Raw genomic sequence first — 20254 nt, 5'->3', positions numbered from 1 at the left:
ATCGGAGCGAATTCACAGGCGGCACAGCACGACAAAAACCGCCGCGGTCATCGTGGCCACGGCGGTTGTGCGAAGCATTGGTTCCGGTAAGAGGTACCGGGAAAATCAGCCGAGCTTGTTGAAGACCAGCGACAGCGCCGACTTCTTGTTGGCGGCCTGGTTGGCGTGGATGACGCCCTTCGAGGCGGCCTTGTCCAGGCTCTTGCTCGCCGTACGCATCAGCTCGAGCGCCTTGTCCTTCTCGCCCGTCGCAGCGGCCTCGCGGAACTTCCGGATCGAGGTGCGCAGCGCGGACTTGACCGACTGGTTGCGCTGACGCGCAAGCTCGTTGGTGCGGATCCGCTTCATCTGGGACTTGATGTTGGCCACGCCTGTTTCCTCGTGTTCCTTCGTTTGGTGGTGTATGCGGGATACAAAGTCTTCGGGCGCGCACCACGGCTCTGTCCTGAATGACAGATGCATGTAGCAGCAGCACCGACGATCGAGGTTACCAGGCAACACGCCGGGGTATGAAATCGGGTTCCACCGCGACCTGGCCGAAACCAGAAATTTATCCCGGTCCCACCGCGTGTTGCTCCTGCGTGATGGACGATTTTTGCATGACTCCCGCCGCCGCCGCGCAGGGTCCTTCCAGAGGACTCAAAGCGGCCGCGGCCGCTCCCGCAGTGAACGGCCGTGGCGAACTCACCGCTGCCGTCGAGGTGCCGACCGGAGTCTTCACCGGATACAAACCCGGCCGCTACGCCGAAGCCTATGACGAGATGTTCGATCCCGCAGGGCGGGCGCGCCCCGCCTACCGGGGGATATTCGCCGCCCTCGCCGATATCGACGCCGCCGATCTGGCCGCCCGCGCCGAGGCCCTGGCCCGTGCGTTCGTGGATCAGGGCATCACCTTCTCGCTCTCCGGGCAGGAAAGGCCGTTCCCGCTCGACCTGGTGCCGCGGCTCATCGCCGCCACCGAATGGACGAAACTCGAGCGCGGCATCAAACAGCGCGTGCGGGCGCTGGAGGCCTTCCTCGCCGACGTGTACGGCGAGCAGACCATCCTGCGCGATGGGGTCATTCCGAAACGCCTGGTGACCTCGTGCGCGCATTTCCATCGCGAAGCCACCGGCCTGATCCCACCCAATGGCGTCCGCATTCACGTGGCGGGAATCGATGTGATCCGCGACGAGCACGGCGACTTCCGGGTGCTGGAAGACAATCTGCGCTCCCCGTCCGGCGTCTCCTATGTGATGGAGAACCGCCGGACCATGGCCCGTGTCTTCCCGGACCTGTTCGCCTCGCACCGGGTGCGTGCGGTCGGCGACTATCCGAGTCATCTGCTCAGGGCCCTGTGCGCGGCCGCCGCACCCAATGAGGCCGACCCCACCGTGGTGGTGCTCACGCCCGGCGTCTACAACTCCGCCTACTTCGAGCATTCGCTGCTGGCCAGGCAGATGGGCGTCGAACTCGTGGAGGGCCGCGACCTGTTCTGCCGCGACAGTGTCGTCTATATGCGGACCACGGCGGGGGAGCGGCAGGTGGATGTCATCTACCGCCGCATAGACGACGACTTCCTCGATCCCATGCAGTTCCGGCCGGATTCGATGCTCGGCGTCGCGGGCATTCTGAACGCTGCCCGCGCGGGCAGCGTGGTGCTGGCGAACGCGGTCGGCAATGGCGTCGGTGACGACAAGCTCGTCTATACCTATGTGCCCGCGTTCATCGAGTACTACCTGGGCGAGAAACCGATCCTGCCCAATGTCGACTCCTACCGCTGCTGGGACCGCGGTGACCGCGATGAGGTGCTCGATCGAGTGGCAGAATTGGTGGTGAAACCGGTCGAGGGTTCCGGCGGCTACGGCATCGTGATCGGCCCCGACGCGAATCCCAAAGAGCTGGAGGCGATCCGGCGCAAGGTGCGCGCCAATCCGCGCGGCTGGATCGCGCAGCCGGTGGTGCAGCTGTCCACGGTGCCCAGCAAGATCGGCGGCGGGCTGCTGCCCCGGCATGTGGACCTGCGTCCGTTCGCGGTCAATGACGGCGACGATATTTGGGTTCTGCCAGGCGGTTTGACCCGAGTCGCCCTCCCCGACGGCTCGCTCGTGGTGAACTCGAGTCAGGGCGGCGGCAGCAAGGACACCTGGGTCCTGGCCCCGAGAACCTCGGTCGCGGAACGGGAATTATCCGGCGAGCAGCTGGTGAGCGAACAGCACATCGCCCACGATCGCGACCAGTCCAGAGAGCCCCCATCGACGCGGGCCAGTCAACAACAGCAGTAAGAGCAAGACAAGGGCAGACGCAGCGCGGCGGAGGCAATCGAGTACATCGCGAGGGGTCAATCATGTTGGCGCGGAATGCCGAATCCCTATTCTGGATCGGCCGCTATGTCGAGCGCGCCGAGTACACGGCACGCATCCTGGACGTCACGGTGCATCAATTGCTCGAGGACGCCACCGTGGATCCGGATCGAACGTCGCGGGTCCTGCTCCGCGTGCTCGGCATCGACCCACCCGAGCACGAGCTGGACGTCTGGTCGGTCACCGAGCTGGTCGCCTTCGACCGTGACAATGACGGATCCATCGTCGACTCGGTCAGCCGGGCCCGCGAGAATGCCCGGGGCGCACGGGAAGTCACCTCCACCGAAATGTGGGAGTGCCTGAACGCCACCTATAACGGCCTGGCCGCCGCCGAGCGCGCCGCCCGGGCGCTCGGCCCGCACGAGTTCTGCCACTACATCACCGACCGGGCCGCCATGTTCGCCGGACTGTCCGATTCCACGCTGAGCCGCGACGACGGCTACCGCTTCCTACTATTGGGCCGCTCCATCGAACGCGTGGATATGACTGTGCGACTGCTGCTTTCACGGGCGGGTGATCGCACCTCGTCCCCGGCCTGGGTGACGGTGCTGCGCTCGGCCGGTGCGCACGACCCGTATCTGCGCACTCATCGAGGTGTGCTCGATGCCAATCAGATCGCCGAATTCATCCTGCTGGACCGGCTTTTCCCGCGTTCGGTCTTCCATTCGCTGCGGGTGGCCGAGGCCTGTCTGCAGGAGCTCGATCAGCGCCCCAACAGCCGCTTCGCCGCCCGGCACGAGGCGCATCGCCTCCTCGGCCGGGCGCGCAGCGAGCTCGAATTCCTGCCCTCGGTGGAGCTGCTCGAGGATCTGCCGAGCCGCCTGGTGTGGATGCAGCAGACCTGCCACGAGATCGGGGAAGCGGTGGCATTGCAGTATTTCCACGCCGAATCCTGGGTGGCCTGGACCGGTTTGCACGGCCGCGTCGAATTGCGGGAGAAGGAAACAGCATGAGCTGGCGGATGCGGGTGGTGCACACCACGGGATATGTCTACGACGCGCCGGTCACGCGGTCGTTCAACGAGGCTCGGCTCACCCCGCGCGCCGACCGCAGGCAGAACGTCATTCTGAATCGGGTCGAGACCGTGCCCTCCACCAGGTCGTTCCGGTACACCGACTATTGGGGCACCACGGTCACCGCCTTCGATCTGCATGCCCCGCACACCGAATTGGAGGTCACCAGCGCGTCGGTGGTGGAGACCGAACCCTCCGCCGGGCCCGCCGAGGAACTGTCCTGGGAGGAATTGCGCGGCGATGCCGTCGTGGACCGCTTCGACGAACTGCTCACGCCGACCGGCTATGTGCCGCGCGAACGCCGCCTCGCCCCGATCGCCCGGCAGCTGGCGCGCGGCGTCGCACCCGCGAAAGCCGTTGTGCGCGGCGCGGAATGGGTGCATCGCGAAATGACCTATCTGGCCGGATCCACCTCGGTGCACACCTCGGCGGTGGAGGCCTTCGCCGAACGCCAGGGTGTCTGCCAGGACTACGCGCACCTCACCCTGTTGCTGTTGCGCGGCATGGGAATTCCGAGCCGATATGTCTCGGGTTACCTGCACCCCGAACCGGCCGCCGAGGTCGGGCGCACCGTCGCCGGGCAGATGCATGCCTGGATCGAGGCCTGGACCGGGGAATGGTGGGGCTACGACCCGACGAACAATATCGCCGTCAATGAGCAACACGTATCCGTCGGAGTCGGACGTGATTACGCCGATGTGCCGCCCCTCAAAGGTATCTTCAGCGGAAGCGGCTCGACCGATCTCGAAGTGGTAGTCGAGATCACTCGGCTCGCCTGAAGCGTGATTCAGCAGAACACACGTGCTCTCCGCCCAACGCGGGACGATCCGGGAAGGTAGCTGATGTCTCCCACAGCGCAGGAAGTCGTCGAGGAATTATCGGAGCTGGAGCCGATCTCCCTGGGCAGGAAACTGTTCGCGGAGGCGCTCGGCACTTTCGTGCTGGTGCTCGGCGGTGTCGGCACCACCGTGCTGGCCGGGGACCGGGTGGGTGGACTCGGCATCGCGCTGGCCTTCGGTCTCACGCTGATGTTCCTGGTGTACGCGATCGGGCCGATCTCCGGATGCCATGTGAATCCGGCGGTCACCGTGGGGCAGTTCCTGCTCGGTCGCATCGACGCCCTGAGCGCGGCCGCGTACATGGTGGCGCAGATCATCGGCGGTCTGGCCGCGGGCGCGGCGGTCTACGCCGTCGCGCAGAACCTGCCCTCGTATGACCGCGCCAAGGACGGGCTCGGTGCCAATGGCTGGGGCGCGCACAGTCCCGCGAAGGTCGAACTCGGGGGTGTGACCACCAATGGATACGGATTGGCGGCGGCCATCACGGTCGAGGTGCTGCTGACCGCGCTGCTCGTGTTCGTGGTGCTGGCGTCCACCGATCAGCTGTCGGATGTGCCGCTGGCGGGTCTGTCGATCGGCGCGACCCTGGCGGTCATCTACCTGATCTCGATCCCGGTGGACAACACGTCGGTCAACCCGGCGCGCAGCCTCGCGGTCGCGCCCTATCAGGACGGTGCACTCGCACAGGTCTGGGTATTCATTGTGTTCCCGCTGGTCGGCGGCGTTCTCGGGTCCCTCGTCTACGGCATGATGTTCGGCCGTTCCCGGAATATGGCCAGCTGACAACGATGTAGATGACTGTGCCCCGTTCCAACCGGAACGGGGCACAGTCGCGTATCAAGCTCAGTACCAGTGGTATTCGGCGCACAACCGGTGCGCCACCCGATCGAAGATCTTGCGTTCGAGGATCGCCCCCTCACGGCGGATGCCCATCTCGGGGACATCGAGCACGCGATCCAGGCGCACCCAGCTGGCGCGCCCCGCGTGATCCCACGGCCCGGTCCCGATGCCGACCCAGTTCGGATGGTGCGCGTGCTCCTCATTGGAGGACAGCATGAGCCCGAGCAGGGTGCCCCGCTCGCGCCCGACGACCAGCACCGGCCGGTCCTTGCCATTGCTCGGGTCCTCTTCATACGGAACCCAGGTCCACACCACTTCGCCCGGATCGGCGCGCCCGTCGAGCTGCGGGCTGTAGACGATCTGCCGCGCGCGTTCCCGCGCCGGAACCCCCGCCGAGGCGGTCGGCCGAATCGTCGGCGCCGCCGCCTTGCGGGGTGTCGTCACCGCGCGCACCGCGCGATCCCACAGGGACGAGCGCTGTACCCGACCGATCAACTTCGGCGCCTGCCCCTTGACGAGCTCTGACCCCTGCTTACCGAGAGCGTTCCACCTGCCGGCCATGTCCGGCAGCTTAACGGCGGGGGGCCGACTTCTCATCCGGGCCGGATTCGCCTGTGCGGATGCGCTGTTCAGCGGTCGGGCGCTCCGGTGCGAAAGCATGGTGCAACCGCACCGTAGACTTCGGGGTTGACATGCCGCTGTTTCGCCATGCCGAGGAGTGACTCCGATTAGCAGCTTCGCCGACACGACGTTCACTGATCCTGCCAAGATCAGGAACTTTTGCATCATTGCGCACATCGACCACGGGAAGTCGACCCTGGCCGATCGCATGCTGCAACTCACCGGTGTGGTCGAGGCGCGCGCCATGCGCGCCCAGTACCTGGACCGCATGGATATCGAGCGTGAGCGCGGTATCACCATCAAGGCCCAGAATGTGCGGCTGCCCTGGCAGGTCGACGGTGAGGACTACGTCCTGCACCTCATCGACACGCCCGGCCACGTCGACTTCACCTATGAGGTGTCCCGTGCGCTCGAGGCCTGTGAGGGCGCGATCCTGCTGGTCGACGCCGCGCAGGGCATCGAGGCGCAGACCCTCGCCAATCTGTATCTGGCGATGGACAAGGACCTCACCATCATTCCGGTCCTGAACAAGATCGACCTCCCGGCCGCCGACCCGGACCGGTACGCCGCCGAGCTCGCCCACATCGTGGGCTGCGAGCCCGAGGACGTGCTGCGGGTCTCCGGTAAGACCGGCGTGGGCGTCACCGAACTGCTGAATGAGGCCGTCCGCGTGGTCCCGCCGCCGGTCGGTGACGCTGACGCGCCCGCCCGCGCCATGATCTTCGACTCGGTCTACGACACCTACCGCGGCGTCGTCACCTATGTGCGTGTGGTGGACGGCAAGCTCACCCCGCGCCAGAAGATCAAGATGATGTCCACCGGCGCGACCCACGAACTGCTGGAGATCGGCATCGTCTCGCCCGAACCCAAGCCCACCCAGGGGCTCGGCGTCGGCGAGGTCGGCTACCTCATCACCGGTGTGAAGGATGTCCGTCAGTCCAAGGTCGGTGACACCATCACCAGCGCCCGCGACGGCGCGACCCAGGCGCTCACCGGATACCGCGAACCGCGGCCCATGGTCTACTCGGGCCTCTACCCGGTCGACGGCTCGGACTACCCGAACCTGCGTGACGCGCTGGACAAGTTGCAGCTCAACGATGCCGCGCTGACCTACGTGCCGGAAACCTCGGTGGCGCTGGGCTTCGGCTTCCGCTGCGGCTTCCTCGGCCTGCTGCACATGGAGATCACCCGCGAGCGCCTCGAGCGCGAGTTCGGCCTCGACCTGATCTCCACCGCGCCCAATGTGATCTACCGCGTGGTCATGGAGGACGACACCGAACACGTCGTCACCAACCCTTCGTACTGGCCCGAGGGCAAGGTGAAGGACATCTTCGAGCCGATCACGCGATGCACCGTGATCGCGCCGAGCGAATTCATCGGCACCATCATGGAGCTGTGCCAATCGCGCCGCGGTGAACTGCTCGGCATGGACTACCTGTCCGAGACCCGCGTCGAGATGCGCTACACGCTCCCCATGGCGGAGATCATCTTCGACTTCTTCGACTCGCTGAAGTCGCGCACCCGCGGCTATGCCTCGCTCGATTACGAGGAGGTCGGCGAGCAGACCGCCGCGCTGGTCAAGGTCGACATCCTGCTGCAGGGCGAGGCCGTGGACGCGTTCTCCGCCATCGTGCACAAGGACGCCGCCCAGGCGTACGGCAACAAGATGACCACCAAGCTGCGCGAGCTCATCCCGCGTCAGCAGTTCGAGGTGCCGATCCAGGCCGCCATCGGCTCCAGAGTCATTGCGCGCGAGAACATTCGGGCCATCCGCAAGGACGTGCTCGCCAAGTGCTACGGCGGTGACATCTCGCGTAAGCGCAAGCTGCTGGAGAAGCAGAAGGAAGGCAAGAAGCGGATGAAGACCATCGGCCGCGTCGAGGTCCCGCAGGAAGCCTTCGTGGCGGCGCTGTCCACCGAGTCGGCCTCGGACAAGCCGAAGAAGTGAATCCCGGCTCTCGGTAGACCGACTTCCGTGCCCCGCTGCCCTGTAGGCAGCGGGGCACGGCCGTTCGATGGGTCCGGTTTGTCTCTTGACCGAGGGGAAGTGTTCGGTCAGAGTTCTCCTACCGAGCCGGGACCGGCTGGACGGTTTCGAATGCCCGGTCGGGTAGGCAGGTAAAAACTGGGGCTTCCGTCCTGATATGCAGGGTGACAAGCTATGTCTCTCACCACTGTGCACGCCGCCGCTGACCTGGTGGATGTGACAGACCGGATATCCGGAAATAGGGTGTGAAACGAGTTTGAAAACGGCGGTCCGCCCCGGTGGGCCGCCGCAGCCCTGAGATGCGGAGCTTGCATGCCACGTGATCTGCCCTTCGACGATGAATCCGATACCGGTGAGGACGCGGACACCGCGTACCGCATTGCCAACGGTGTCGCACGGGTATCGAGGGCAGGCGCGTATGTGACCGGCGGTGCCCTCATCGCGGCCAGCGGCGCCCGCGCCGGCAATTCGCCCGCGATCGACAATGACAGCCGCAATGTCGGCTGGTCGCCGGTGAACGACCCGAAGCCGGACGTGCCCAGCCCAACCCTCACCTTCCCCGACCTCACCCCCAACTCGGTCGGGCAGCCGTCCCACGGCACGCCCGGGATCTCGCCGGTCAATTCCCCGCAGAGCCAGTTCGGCGACCACCACGGCACCGACGCCGGACTCCCCCCGGGCTTCTTCGGTAATCAGCAGGCGACCGCGGACCCGGCCCTGACCGGATTCCATGGCATGGGCCTGCCCGACAATGACGCGAACGCCTTCGGGCTGTCCGGCTACCAGCCGGGCATGAACGGCGTGCCCTCGCTCGAGAATGCCCAGGCGCAGAACGCTTTCGGCCTGCCCCACGTGGGCGCGGACACCACTCCGGGGCTCACCAATCCGTTGGACGCGGCGCAGCCGAACTACTGGCAGAACCTGACCGGCATGAAGCTGCCGGGCACCGATGGCCTGCACGTACCCGGAATGAGCCAGCCCGCCAATGGCATCGGCGGCGATCACAATCCGTTCGACGGCATCGGCGAGCACGGCATCGGCGTCGTCGTCGACACCAACTGGAATGTGGACATGCACGCCGGACTCGACGGCGTGTGGTTCCACTCGAACATGAAGGTCGACGTCTCGGTCGGCGACGTGTACGACCAGTACGTCGACTTCGGTCACCGTGCGACCCAGGGTCTTTCGAATCCCGCCGGATATCAGGGTCAGCCCGCCGTCGACCAGCACGCCCCGAATGCCGGTGCGGCGGTTCCGGCTTCGCCCGGACAGCCGGTCGGTGCGGCCACCGTGCCGACCGCTCCCGGTCAGGCACCCGTCGGTGCGAACGGTCCCGCGACGCCCGGTTCGACTGTGGGCGGCCCCAATTCGACCATCAGCGGTGCGGGCGCGCCCGGATCCGCCGTGCCCGGCGTGGGTGCGCCCGCGGCCGCCGTGCCCGGTGCCGGTACGCCCGGTGCGAGCCTGCCCGGTGCCGCCGCGCCGTCCTTCTCCGCCCCGGTCGCTCCCGCCGCGCCGGTCGCCGTGAATCCCATTGCGCCCGTGTCAGTCGCGCCGCCCGCGCCGATGCCGATCGTGGTGGCCGCCCCGGTGGTGCCCGTCGCGGTCGCGCCGGTGGCTGTCGCGCCGGTCGCCGTGGCACAGCCGGTGGTGCAGACGCCTTTGCAGACCACGATTCAGCCGGATGCCGCCACGCATCCGATCGCGAATCTGCTGGCCATGCCCGCCGGTCCGTCGCCGCTGACCGCGCCGGTGGCCAATGCCCCGACGCTGTTCGATCTCAATAAGCAGCCCGCCGTGATCGCCTCCGGGCAGCCCGGATCGCCCGATCATCCGGCGACCCTGGCCGCCAAGCCGCTGCCGGTCACCGACGCACCCGGCAAGACCGCGCCGACGGTCAGCGTGCCCACCCATACCGATCCGGGTCTGACCACCGCGCCCACCGTGCCCACCATCAAGGTGCCGCCCGCGACCGATCCCGCGTCGACCAAGATTCCGGTCACGACCGCGCCCGCGACGCTCGCGCCGGTGACCACCGGGCCGCAGATCACCACCGATCCGGATGCCGGGACCACCCGCCCGACCCACCCGTCCGACGATGACGCCACGCACACCCGTCCGACCATCACGGTGCCTACCGATGACGACACCGACACCCACGGCGGTCGCCCGACCATCACGGTGCCGACCGATTCCGATTCGGTGCCCACCACGCATCAGCCGACGGTCAGCAACCCGGCCCATTCGGATCCGACGGTCCCGACCGTCGCGCCGACCGTCGACGTGCCGACGACCCATGCGCAGCCGACCCTGAACCCGCCCACCACCCAGGCGCCCATCCCGACCCAGGCCCCGCTGACCAACGCGCCGACGGTCGATGTGAAACCGGTGAAACCCGTCTCCGCTCAACTGGATTCGGATCATCACGTCATGCCGGTCGCCGCCATCACCGACGACTCCGGCCTGTACCCGACGCTGCACGACGGCGGCCTGAGCACGAATCTCATGCATGACGGCGGATTCGCCGATTCCCACTACGCCGCGCACGGGGGCCTTGATCACACCATGCTGCTGTGAGTGGCGCTGAACGCCTTGCTGTGGTGAAGAGTCCCGACGCGATGGGTCCCCTGCTCGAGCTGCTCGATGAGCTGCTCGAGCAGACCCATGCCGCGGGCCGTGCCGATCTGGCCGGCCGCCTGGGTATTTCGCGTGCCCGGATCGCCGATCCGCGGGTGCGCCTGGTCGTGGTGGGCGAATCCAAGAGCGGTATGAGCACGCTGGTGAACAGCCTGGTCGGTTCGCCGGTGAGCGCCACCGACGGGCAGGTCAGCGTGCCGGTGATCGCCGAGTACGGGCCGGAATCGACTGCCACCCTGGTGAAGTCGCTCTCGGGTGGCCGCGCCGAACGCCAGCAGGTCGACCCGCGTATCGCGGTCGCCGAGCTGGACGCCGAGGTGGTGCTGCGCGCCGAATTCACCCAGCCCAGCCCGCTGCTGGCCGAGGGCTTCGTGGTGCTGGACGCGCCCGGCTCGCCCGCCGACACCCCTGCCACCTGGTCGCTGCTGGCCGCCGCGGACGCCGTGCTCTATGTCGCGGATGCCGCCGCGCCCTTCACCAAGGCGCAGATCGACCAATTGCAGCGCATTCAGCAGGTGTGCCCGACGGTGATCTGCGTGCTCAATAAGATCGACCAGTTCCCGCAGTGGCCGCAGGTGCAGCAGCATGACCGGCAGCTCCTGGACGATGCCGGGCTGGCCTTCGCCGTCGCGCCCGCCTCGGCGCAGCTGCACGAGCAGGCCACCGCCACCGGCGATCCGCAGCTGGACCTGGAATCCGGTGTGCCGCAATTGCTGGACCACCTGCGCGCCTATGTGCTGGCCCGCGCCGATCTGGTGGCCGCCGACGCCGCCGTGCGCGATATCCGGCTCATTACCGATCACCTCGCGCTGGCCTTGCGCAGCGAGGCCGAGACGCTGCGCGATCCGCGCCGCTACTCCGTCATTACCGAACAGCTGCGCCGCACCCGCGAGGAAGCCGAGCAGCTGCGCCAGCGCACCGCCAACTGGCAGGTGACCCTCGCAGACGGTGCGGGCGAACTCATGGCCGATACCGAACACGATCTGCGGCACCGCCTGCGCAGCCTGATCCGCGATGCCGAAGCCGACATCATGAAGCGCGATCCGGCCCGCCGCTGGTCCGATATCGGCGCGGAGCTGGACGCCAAGATCTGCGAGGCGGTGGAGGAGAACTTCGTCATCGCCCACTACCGCTCGGTCGAACTCTCCGAGCAGGTGGCCGCCAAGTTCCCCGACAGCGGCATCCCCAGCCCCGACCTGCGCCTGGACAGCCCCGGCGATGTCGGTGAGGTCCTCGAACCCGTCGCCGCGCTCGACTCCCTGGTGAGCGCGAAACCCGGTGTCACCCAACAGGTTCTGACCGCCCTGCGCGGGTCCTACGGCGGCGTCCTGATGGTCGGCCTCGCCACCAGCCTGCTGGGCATGTCCCTGGTCAACTGGTACTCGGCGGGCGCGGGCATCCTGCTCGGCGTCAATGCCCTCTGGGATGACCGCAAGGCCCGCACCCAGCGCCGCCAGGCCGAGGCCAAGATGGCGGTCGCCCGCCTGATGGACGACGTCATCTTCCAGGTGAGCAAGGAATCGCGCTACCGCCTGCGCGCCGTACAGCGCGCTCTCCGTGACCATTTCACCGAAATAGCCACCGAGACCCTCCGCTCGGTGGACGCGTCCCTGCGTGCCGCTGAAGAGGCCGCGGCCGTGCACTCCGGCACCCGCCGGGAACAGCGCCTCACCGAGATCGAAACCAGCCTCGTCCGCCTGCGCGATCTCCGTGAACGTGCCGACGCCGTCGTCGAATAGCCGAGTCGAACAGCCGAATCCCCCGTCATTCTTCGATGACGGGGGATTCGTGCGTTCAGCGGCCGGGGTGCGCCGGGTGGAATTGCCCTGCGCGGTGAGATTCCTCGGCCCGGATCACGTGCATGACCGCATTGATCAGAGCCAGATGGGTGAAGGCCTGCGGGAAGTTGCCCAGATGCCTGCCGGTATGCGAATCGATCTCCTCGGCATAGAGCTTGAGCGGGCTGGCATAGCCGAGCAGGCGCTCGCAGAGTTGGCGTGCGCGTTGCAGTTCGCCGATTTCGACCAGGGCGGACACCAGCCAGAACGAGCAGATGGTGAAGGAGCCCTCCGCGCCCATGAGACCGTCATCGGTGGTGTCCGTGCGATACCGCAGCACCAGGCCGTTCTCGGTGAGATCGTCGGCAATGGCCAGCACGGTGGCGCGAATGCGATGGTCGTCGGGCGGAAGGAAGCGCAGCAGGACCGCGAGCAGCAGTGAGGCATCGAGGGTTTCGCCGCCGTACGTCTGCGTGAACACACCCTCGGACGTGACGCCATTGTCGAGGATGTCGGCGCGGATCTCGTCCGCGATGTCATGCCACTTCTTGGCGTAGTCGAGTTCGCTGTGCCATTCGGCGAGTTTCGCGCCGCGATCCAGCGCCACCCAGCACATGATCTTGGACGAGGTGAAGTGCTGCGGCTCCCCGCGCACCTCCCAGATGCCGCGATCCGGATTGCGCCAGTTCTCGATCGCCGCCTGCACTTGGCGTTCCAGCATGGGCCACAAGGTTTCCGGCACCTGCTGACGCGACTTCACATGCAGGTAAACGGAATCCAGGATGGTGCCCCAGATATCGTGCTGGTCCTGGTTGTACGCGCCATTGCCGATGCGCACCGGTCGCGCACCGTCGTAGCCGGACAGGTGCGGCAGCTCGGATTCGGTGATTTCCCTCTCACCCCCGACGCCGTAGAGCACTTGCAGCGGAACGGTTTTCCCGTCGTCGTCGGTGGTGACGTCGTGCAGGAAGGCGAAGAAATCATCGGCCTCGCGATCCAGGCCCAGCGTGTACAGGCCCCACAGCGCGAAGGTCGAGTCGCGCACCCAGGTGTAGCGGTAGTCCCAATTGCGTTCGCCGCCCGGGGTTTCCGGCAGTGAGGTGGTGGCGGCGGCCATCAGCGCACCGGTCGGCGCGTAGGTGAGGCCCTTCAAAGTCAGCGCGCTGCGCTGTAGGTACCCGCGCCACGGGTGATCGGGGAAGCGTCCCGTGGTGACCCACTGCCGCCAGTATTCGGTGGTGGCCCACATCTTCTCCGCGGCCTCTTCGAAATTGCTGGGGGCCGGCAGATCGGACCAGGACAGGGCCACGAACGCCTGGTCGCCCTCCTTCATGCGGGTGCGGGCGCGTGCCTCGCGGCCCTCGATGCCGATGCGCAGATCGGTGGCCAGGGTCAGCGTCGGGCATCCGGCGATCTCACAGGTGGCGGTCGCCTGCTCGTATACGTTCCCGCTGTACTGCCATTGGGCCGGGCCATTGTGATAGTCGAAGGCGGGTTCGCAGCTCATTTCCACCTCGACCACGCCGTTCACGCATTTGATGGTGCGCAGCAGCATGTGCTCGGCGTCCCAGTCCATGGGTGTGCGACGGTGGGTACGGCTGCGGGACATGTTGTTGTGCCAGGGGCCGAGCACCAGGGCGTCGCGCACGATGAGCCAGCCGGTATCGGTCTGCCAGGTGGTCTCGACGATCAGTCCGCCGGGCAGATAGCGCCGTGCGGCGGGCACATTGCGCCCGTACGGGCCGATCCGGAAGTGCCCGGCACTGCGGTCCAGCATGGCCCCGAAAATGCTGGGGGAGTCCGGTCGCGGAATGCACATCCATTCGACCGAGCCATTGCGGGCGATCAGGCAGGTGGTTTCGCAGTCGGACAGGAAGGCGTAGTCGTCGATGGGCGGAAACACCGAGTGATGGGTGGTCCCGTACGGCGTGGGGAGGAACCCTCCCGCCATCTCGGCATCGGGTCTGTCGATGCCGTCCCGTGGTGGGTCGAGGGGTTCGGCGTCGAAATCTCCGGTTTCGCTACCGAGTGGTCTGTCGTTTGACTCCGGCTCGTCGTAGGACTCCATAGGAACATGATCGGTCCGAACGGCCCGAATCGTCCACCATCGATACTTCGGCTTAGGCTGATGTCGTGCATCGGATTGCAGGATGGTGGGACGGCGTCGAGTTGTGGGTTGCCGGTCTACCCTTCGTTCCCCAGTTCGCCGTGGTGCTGGCCGCCATGGTGCCGGTCAGTTTCGCCATCGCCTTCGTGCTCGATCGGGTGCTGCGCACGGCGCTGCATGCCCTGGGCCGTGATCGGATTGCCGCCCAGGAGGCCGCGGCGCCCGCCGCGCAGCCGCGTCGCATTCACAAGAAAGCCGCCTGATGCCCCGCTCGCGTGTCCAGCTTGCCCTGATCGCACTGCTTGTTCTCGTAGTCGTCGCCTGGTTGTTCACTCGCTGATCGACTTTCGGTACCTATCCGGCGAACTCTCGGCGTACTGTGCTGCACCATGTCAACCGATGAAGGTCTCGAACTCGACGTGCTGCTCTCCGATGAGGATTTCGAGGATGATGAGCCGCGCCTGATCGCAACGCACCTGTGCGGGCCGGAGGAGGCCCTGGACATGGTCAAGGCGGCGCAGCTACTCGGCCTCGGCGTGCGGCTCAGTAACCGCATCCGTCCCGATGAGGAGGATGCGGAAACCGCCACCGAGGAGTGGATCCTCGACATCCTGGAAACCCCGCCGGTCGTCGAAGCCGACGAATAGGCAGGCAGTGTCAGTGGTCCTTGCCTGACCGTCCCGAGGGGCTCGGAGAACTCAGTTCTCCGAGCCTTCTCCGTTCTCCGCGCCGCCCTGCCGGAACCGCTTGCCGAGCTTCGAAATGGTGTCGCTGACTTCCTGTCCGACCGTGCCGACCGTGGCCCCGACGTCGCGGCCCAGATTGCGCACGGTGCGAATGAGCGGATCCTCGGACTGATCGAAGTTCTGGCGGTACGTGCGCGCCGCCTCCTTGATCTCTTCACTGATCCGAGTGTTCTTGTCGTGCTCGCGAAGCGGGTACTGGCCGTTCAGCACCCGGTCGTAGTCGCCGCTGGCGATCCAGCGCCGCAGCTCGGCCGCCCGCAGCACCGAGAACGGGTGGGTCTGCAATTCCAGATTGAGCAGCTTCAGCACGCCGTCGCGCAGATCCCCGGCGCGGTCGTAGGCGTCGGCCTGGTCCAGGAACGCCGCGTGATTCATCTGCTCGACGCGGGAGCCGCCCGCCAGCTTCATATGCACCCGCACCGAAGCCTCCACGTCCTGCCCGACCAGCAATCCCGCACGGTCGCCGGACAATTCGGATTTGCGGCTCCATTCCATGAGCGCCGCCACGATCGCGCGCAGCGCCCAGCCGCCCACCGGCATCCAGCCGATATTCGCGGCCAGCCGCATCAGATGCATGAGCATGGTCCGGTAGACCGCATGCCCGGACAGGGCGTGCCCGAGCTCATGGCCGACCACGAAGCGCAGTTCCTCGGGGTCGAGCAGGTCCAGCAGGCCGGTGGTCACCACGATGAACGGCCGCTCCATGCCGATCGTGAAGGAATTGACCTCCGGGGCCTGCAACACGAACATCTCCGGCGTGGTGGGCGCGTCCAGAATGCGCACCGCGTCCTCGCGCAGGTGATGCAGGTTCTTGAACTGCCGCTCGTCCACCCGGACCGCCGTCGCCAGGTACAGCAGCCGATGTTGCCGCTCGGCCAGCAGTCCGGACAGCGTGCGCAGGATGGTGTCGAAGCCGCTCAGGGAGCGCAGCGTCACCAGGGCGGTGCGGTCGGCGGGATGCTCCCAGGTGCGGGTCGAGATGCCGGGAAACTCCCGGCGGAGGCGGGCTGGGCTGGTCATGTGGTCCCCCATATCGGCTTTCGTGCAATTCGCGGCGTCGTCATCGCCTCTGATACAGTCTGCCGCGTGTCGTCGAGTGCTGTGCCCCAGGTCCGCCATGAATTGGCGTTGATCGCTGTGGGAAGCCTCGCCGTTGCGGACATCCTCTGTCGCTGATTGCCGACCGAGCTTAGCTGCACGTCCCCCTTTGTAGACTGGCGCCAGTCCTTTCGCAGCTCCGCTCGATCCCCGGCGGCCTTAGGGCCGAAAGCGCCACCGCCGCATCCCTGTGCGGCGGGTCTACGGCAGTCCCCAGCTTTCCCGTCGGCCGCGTGTGTGTCGGCGGGTGCCAGAAAGGTCCACCCGATGTCTCGCAAGTCCCAGATCTCGCGTCGCTATCTCGCGGTCGCGCTGACCGCCGTCGCCGCCACCGTGCTGACCGCGTGCAGCGGCGGTTCCAGCGATGTGGTCGGAGGCCAGGGCTCCGACGGTAAGGCGGGCAAGCTCAACCTGTACGCCTACTCGGTGCCCAAGCCCGGCTTCGACAAGGTGGTTCCGGCGTTCAATCAGACCGAAGCGGGCAAGGGCGTCGAGGTGCTGGCCTCCTACGGTGCGTCCGGCGACCAGTCCCGCAAGGTCAAGGACGGTGCGGAAGCCGACGTCGTGAGCTTCTCGGTCGAGCCCGACATCACCCGCCTGGTCGATGCCGGTCTGGTCGATCCGAGCTGGAATGCGGACGCCAACAAGGGAATTCCCTTCAGCTCCGTGGTCACGCTGGTGGTCCGCAAGGGCAATCCCAAGGGCATCAAGGACTGGGACGACCTGATCAAGCCGGGCGTCGAGGTGGTCACCCCCAACCCGTTCAGCTCCGGTTCGGCCAAGTGGAATCTGCTCGCGCCGTACGCCGCCAAGAGCGACGGCGGCAAGAACCCGCAGGCGGGCCTGGATTACCTGAGCCAGCTGGTGTCGCCCGCTCATGTGAAGGTGCAGCCCAAGTCGGGTCGTGAGGCCACCGACACCTTCCTGCAGGGCGTCGGCGATGTGCTGATCAGCTACGAGAACGAGGCCATCTTCTCCGAGCGCAAGGGCGATCCGATCGAGCACGTGACCCCGCCGACCACGTTCAAGATCGAGAATCCGGTCGCGGTGCTCAAGAACGCCAAGAACTCGGCCAAGGCCATCGCCTTCAAGGACTTCCTGTACACCCTCCCCGCGCAGCAGGCATGGGCGGAAGCCGGATTCCGTCCGGTCGACCCGAAGGTGGCCGCCGTGTACGCCGACAGCTTCCCCAAGCCGCAGCAGCTGTGGACCATCGCCGACCTGGGCGGCTGGAAGTCCGTGGACAAGGAACTCTTCGCGCAGGGCACCGGCACCGTCGCCCAGATCTATGACAAGGCGACCAAGTAGTCGGGTGAGCTGAACCACACGGAATACTGACGACTGTGAATGACAGCGTGGGGGGTGGCGGCACCGGGCAGGCTCTCGAGAGAGACGCAGGTGACGCCCCCAAGGAGAAGACCCCGGGACGCAACTGGTCCTGGCTGCGGGTGACGGGCTCGGTGGGCCCGCTCGGCATCGGCGTTTCGGTGCTGTGGCTGGGCATTATCGTGCTGCTGCCGCTGGCGGCATTGACGGTCGCCTCGTTCGACAATGGCTGGTCGGGCTTCTGGGATGCGATCACCGCGCCCGCCGCGCTGGATTCGCTGCGGGTGACGGTCTTCGTCTCGGTGATCGTGGCCGTGATCAATGTGATCATGGGGACGCTCATCGCCTGGGTGCTGGTGCGCGACGACTTCCCCGGCAAGGGCATTGTCAACGCGCTCATCGATCTGCCGTTCGCGCTGCCGACCATTGTCGCCAGTATCGTGCTGCTGTCGCTGTACGGGCCGAACAGTCCGATCGATATTCAGCTCAATGCGACCCAGCCGGGTCTGGTGGTCGCCCTCGCCTTCGTGACGCTGCCGTTCGTGGTTCGCTCGGTGCAGCCGGTGCTGATCGAGGTCGACCGGGAGGTCGAGCAGGCCGCGGCCTCGCTCGGCGCGGACAATCTGACCACCTTCCGGCGCATCGTGCTGCCGACCCTGGCCCCGTCCATCATCGGCGGCGGCGGGCTCGCCTTCGCCCGCGCGCTCGGTGAATACGGCTCGGTGGTGTTGATCGGCGGCAATATTCCGAAGCAGACGCAGATGGCGTCGCAGTACATCCAGCAGCAGATCGAGGTGGACCGGCCGGTCAATGCCGCGGCGGTTTCGGTTGCGCTGCTGGTCATCTCGTTCGTGACGCTGCTCGCGCTGCGGGTGTTCGCCCAGCGCGCGCAGCGCAAGGAGCAGGAGGCGCAGTGAGACTCTCTCCGCTGACCCGGATTTCGCTGCGCACCGTGGCGCTCGGGTATCTGTTCCTACTGCTGGTGCTGCCGCTGGGAATCATCTTCTGGCGCACCTTCGAAAACGGCGTCGGGAGTTTCATCGACTGGATCTCCACGCCCGCGGCGATTTCCGCGTTCAACCTGTCGATGACCATCGTGGCCATCGTGGTGCCGGTGAATGTGGTGTTCGGTGTCATCGTGGCGATCGCGCTGGTGCGCGGGCGATTCCCGGGACGGGGGCTGCTGCAGGGGCTGGTGGACCTGCCGTTCGCGGTATCGCCGGTCGTGGTGGGTGTTTCGCTGATCCTGCTGTGGGGTGCGGGTGGCTGGTTCGGGGGGATCGAGGATCACGGGTTGAAGGTGATCTTCAATCTGCCGGGCATGGTGCTGGCCACCATCTTCGTGACATTGCCGTACGTGGTGCGCGAGGTGGAGCCCGTGCTGCACGAGATCGGCGACGATCAGGAGCAGGCCGCCGCCACGCTGGGTGCGTCGGGGTGGCAGACGTTCTGGCGGATCACGCTGCCCGCGATCCGGTGGGGCCTTACCTACGGTGTGGTGCTGACGGTGGCGCGTTCGCTCGGTGAATTCGGTGCGGTGATCATGGTGTCCTCGGCGTTGCCCGGCAAGTCGCAGACGCTGACGCTGCTGGTGAACGCCCGCTACAACGACCACAACACCTTCGGCGCGTATGCCGCGGCGACCTTGCTCATGGGTCTCGCCATCATTGTTCTTCTGTTCATGACCCTCCTCGAACGTAAGCGGGACTCTGCCAAATGATTACCGTGACCAATGCGAACAAGCATTATGGGACGTTCGCCGCGCTCGACAATGTCAGCCTCGACATTCCTTCCGGGCAGCTGACCGCGCTGCTGGGTCCGTCCGGATCGGGGAAGTCGACGCTGCTGCGGTCGATCGCGGGGCTGGAGTCGCTGGACTCGGGTGTCGTCGTGATCGCCGGGAAGGACGTGACCCGGGTGTCGCCGCAGAAGCGCGATATCGGGTTCGTGTTCCAGCATTACGCCGCGTTCAAACACATGACCGTGCGCGACAATGTGGCCTTCGGGCTGCAAATCCGCAAGCGGCCCAAGCCCGAGATCAAGAAGCGGGTGGACGACCTCCTCGAGATCGTCGGCCTCGACGGCTTCCAGCACCGCTACCCCGCCCAGCTCTCCGGCGGCCAGCGCCAGCGCATGGCATTGGCTCGCGCCCTCGCCGTGGATCCGCAGGTGCTCCTGCTGGACGAGCCCTTCGGCGCGCTGGACGCGAAAGTCCGTACGGACCTGCGGAAGTGGCTGCGCCGCCTGCATGATGAGGTTCACGTCACCACCGTCCTGGTCACCCACGACCAGGAGGAAGCCCTCGACGTGGCCGACCGCATCGCCGTCATGAACCGCGGCCGCATCGAACAGGTCGGCACCCCGGACGAGGTCTACGACAGCCCCGCCAACGGATTCGTCATGTCCTTCCTGGGCGACGTGGCCAAGCTGAACGGCCACCTGGTCCGCCCGCACGACATTCGCGTCGGCCGCGACCCCAGCATGGCCCTCGCTGCCCACGAGGGCACCGCCCAATCGGCGGGCGTCACGCGTGCGACCGTCGAGCGGATCGTCCACCTGGGCTTCGAGGTTCGCGTAGAACTCCGAAACGCCGCCACCGGCGACATTTTCACCGCCCAGGTAACCCGCGGCGACGCGTCGGCTCTGCATTTGGCCGAGGGCGAGACCGTCTACGCCCGGGCGACTCGAATTCCGGAACTCCCGACTTCGTAGGCGCTCCGCGCCCAAAGAAGAAGAGACAAAAGATAAAAGCGCCCGGACGAGATAGAGCCAAGACAAGAGAACAAGACCAACTCCGCGCACCGACGAGGTGAGGGAGCGCTGGTGGCGGGAATCGGGTCTGATTCCCGCCCCCCGCGCGGCCCCGGGGGGTTTGGGGGGGGGTTGGGGGGGGGGGGGGGGGGGTTGAGCGGGGGGGGCG

Annotated in this window: 18 protein-coding genes; 14 read left to right on the top strand and 4 right to left on the bottom strand. The window is 66.6% G+C overall.

The window, feature by feature from the left end; translation table 11 throughout:
* Window positions 1-105: 105 nt before the first annotated feature.
* Window positions 106-369: a 30S ribosomal protein S20 gene (gene rpsT, locus AB0N05_RS23680; RefSeq protein ID WP_364697971.1), complete on the bottom strand. Its 264-nt coding sequence runs from the start codon at window positions 367-369 to the stop codon at window positions 106-108.
* A 392-nt stretch (window positions 370-761) separates the two neighbouring features.
* Here rpsT and AB0N05_RS23675 point away from each other — a divergent pair, with 392 nt between their 5' ends.
* The 4 genes from AB0N05_RS23675 (at window position 762) to AB0N05_RS23660 (ending at window position 4977) form a co-directional block, all read left to right on the top strand.
* The gene (locus AB0N05_RS23675) at window positions 762-2264 is read left to right on the top strand and encodes a circularly permuted type 2 ATP-grasp protein (protein WP_364698391.1); all 1503 of its coding nucleotides are present in this window, start codon (window positions 762-764) and stop codon (window positions 2262-2264) included.
* Window positions 2265-2326: 62 nt separating this feature from the next.
* On the top strand, window positions 2327-3295 hold the full coding sequence (locus tag AB0N05_RS23670; protein ID WP_364697969.1) for an alpha-E domain-containing protein: 969 nt from the start codon (window positions 2327-2329) through the stop codon (window positions 3293-3295).
* Window positions 3292-4134 (top strand): transglutaminase family protein, encoded by an 843-nt coding sequence (locus tag AB0N05_RS23665; protein WP_364697967.1) that lies wholly within the window; start codon window positions 3292-3294, stop codon window positions 4132-4134. The genes AB0N05_RS23670 and AB0N05_RS23665 overlap by 4 nt, the downstream gene beginning before the upstream one ends.
* 63 nt (window positions 4135-4197) lie before the next feature.
* Window positions 4198-4977, top strand: a complete 780-nt coding sequence (locus AB0N05_RS23660; protein ID WP_364697965.1) for an aquaporin — start codon at window positions 4198-4200, stop codon at window positions 4975-4977.
* A 60-nt stretch (window positions 4978-5037) separates the two neighbouring features.
* Here AB0N05_RS23660 and AB0N05_RS23655 read toward each other — a convergent pair whose 3' ends face one another.
* Window positions 5038-5595: a type II toxin-antitoxin system PemK/MazF family toxin gene (locus AB0N05_RS23655; protein ID WP_364697963.1), complete on the bottom strand. Its 558-nt coding sequence runs from the start codon at window positions 5593-5595 to the stop codon at window positions 5038-5040.
* A gap of 157 nt (window positions 5596-5752) precedes the next feature.
* Between AB0N05_RS23655 and lepA the strand changes: the two genes are divergently transcribed.
* From lepA to AB0N05_RS23640, 3 genes are all read left to right on the top strand, one after another.
* Complete coding sequence (gene lepA / locus AB0N05_RS23650; RefSeq protein WP_364697961.1) at window positions 5753-7603, top strand: translation elongation factor 4; 1851 nt, start codon at window positions 5753-5755, stop codon at window positions 7601-7603.
* Between the two features lie 351 nt (window positions 7604-7954).
* A complete protein-coding gene (locus tag AB0N05_RS23645; RefSeq protein WP_364697959.1) occupies window positions 7955-10219 on the top strand; it encodes a hypothetical protein in 2265 nt (754 codons plus the stop codon).
* A complete protein-coding gene (locus AB0N05_RS23640) occupies window positions 10216-12018 on the top strand; it encodes a hypothetical protein (protein WP_364697957.1) in 1803 nt (600 codons plus the stop codon). Before AB0N05_RS23645 ends, AB0N05_RS23640 begins: the two co-directional genes overlap by 4 nt.
* 55 nt (window positions 12019-12073) lie before the next feature.
* Here AB0N05_RS23640 and AB0N05_RS23635 read toward each other — a convergent pair whose 3' ends face one another.
* Entirely contained in the window at window positions 12074-14008 is a 1935-nt protein-coding gene (locus AB0N05_RS23635; protein WP_364698390.1) for a glycoside hydrolase family 15 protein, read from the bottom strand.
* Between the two features lie 182 nt (window positions 14009-14190).
* Here AB0N05_RS23635 and AB0N05_RS23630 point away from each other — a divergent pair, with 182 nt between their 5' ends.
* A complete protein-coding gene (locus tag AB0N05_RS23630) occupies window positions 14191-14427 on the top strand; it encodes a hypothetical protein (protein WP_364697955.1) in 237 nt (78 codons plus the stop codon).
* Window positions 14428-14553: 126 nt separating this feature from the next.
* Complete coding sequence (locus AB0N05_RS23625) at window positions 14554-14811, top strand: hypothetical protein (protein ID WP_364697953.1); 258 nt, start codon at window positions 14554-14556, stop codon at window positions 14809-14811.
* Between the two features lie 51 nt (window positions 14812-14862).
* Here the strand turns inward: AB0N05_RS23625 and AB0N05_RS23620 are convergent, their stop codons facing one another.
* Entirely contained in the window at window positions 14863-15930 is a 1068-nt protein-coding gene (locus AB0N05_RS23620) for a M48 family metallopeptidase (RefSeq protein ID WP_364697951.1), read from the bottom strand.
* Window positions 15931-15996: 66 nt separating this feature from the next.
* On the opposite strand from AB0N05_RS23620, the gene AB0N05_RS23615 reads away from it, so the two are divergent.
* The 5 genes from AB0N05_RS23615 (at window position 15997) to AB0N05_RS23595 (ending at window position 20046) form a co-directional block, all read left to right on the top strand.
* Entirely contained in the window at window positions 15997-16086 is a 90-nt protein-coding gene (locus tag AB0N05_RS23615; RefSeq protein WP_364697949.1) for an Ms4533A family Cys-rich leader peptide, read from the top strand.
* A gap of 189 nt (window positions 16087-16275) precedes the next feature.
* On the top strand, window positions 16276-17316 hold the full coding sequence (locus tag AB0N05_RS23610; RefSeq protein ID WP_364697947.1) for a sulfate ABC transporter substrate-binding protein: 1041 nt from the start codon (window positions 16276-16278) through the stop codon (window positions 17314-17316).
* Window positions 17317-17450: 134 nt separating this feature from the next.
* Complete coding sequence (cysT, locus tag AB0N05_RS23605) at window positions 17451-18251, top strand: sulfate ABC transporter permease subunit CysT (protein WP_364698389.1); 801 nt, start codon at window positions 17451-17453, stop codon at window positions 18249-18251.
* Window positions 18248-19054 (top strand): sulfate ABC transporter permease subunit CysW, encoded by an 807-nt coding sequence (gene cysW / locus AB0N05_RS23600; protein WP_364697945.1) that lies wholly within the window; start codon window positions 18248-18250, stop codon window positions 19052-19054. Before cysT ends, cysW begins: the two co-directional genes overlap by 4 nt.
* The gene (locus AB0N05_RS23595) at window positions 19051-20046 is read left to right on the top strand and encodes a sulfate ABC transporter ATP-binding protein (protein WP_364697943.1); all 996 of its coding nucleotides are present in this window, start codon (window positions 19051-19053) and stop codon (window positions 20044-20046) included. Before cysW ends, AB0N05_RS23595 begins: the two co-directional genes overlap by 4 nt.
* Window positions 20047-20254: the final 208 nt, after the last annotated feature.

The sequence above is a fragment of the Nocardia sp. NPDC051030 genome, assembly GCF_040683015.1.
GTDB lineage: Bacteria > Actinomycetota > Actinomycetes > Mycobacteriales > Mycobacteriaceae > Nocardia.
This window is presented reverse-complemented; position numbering and strand designations above follow the sequence as displayed.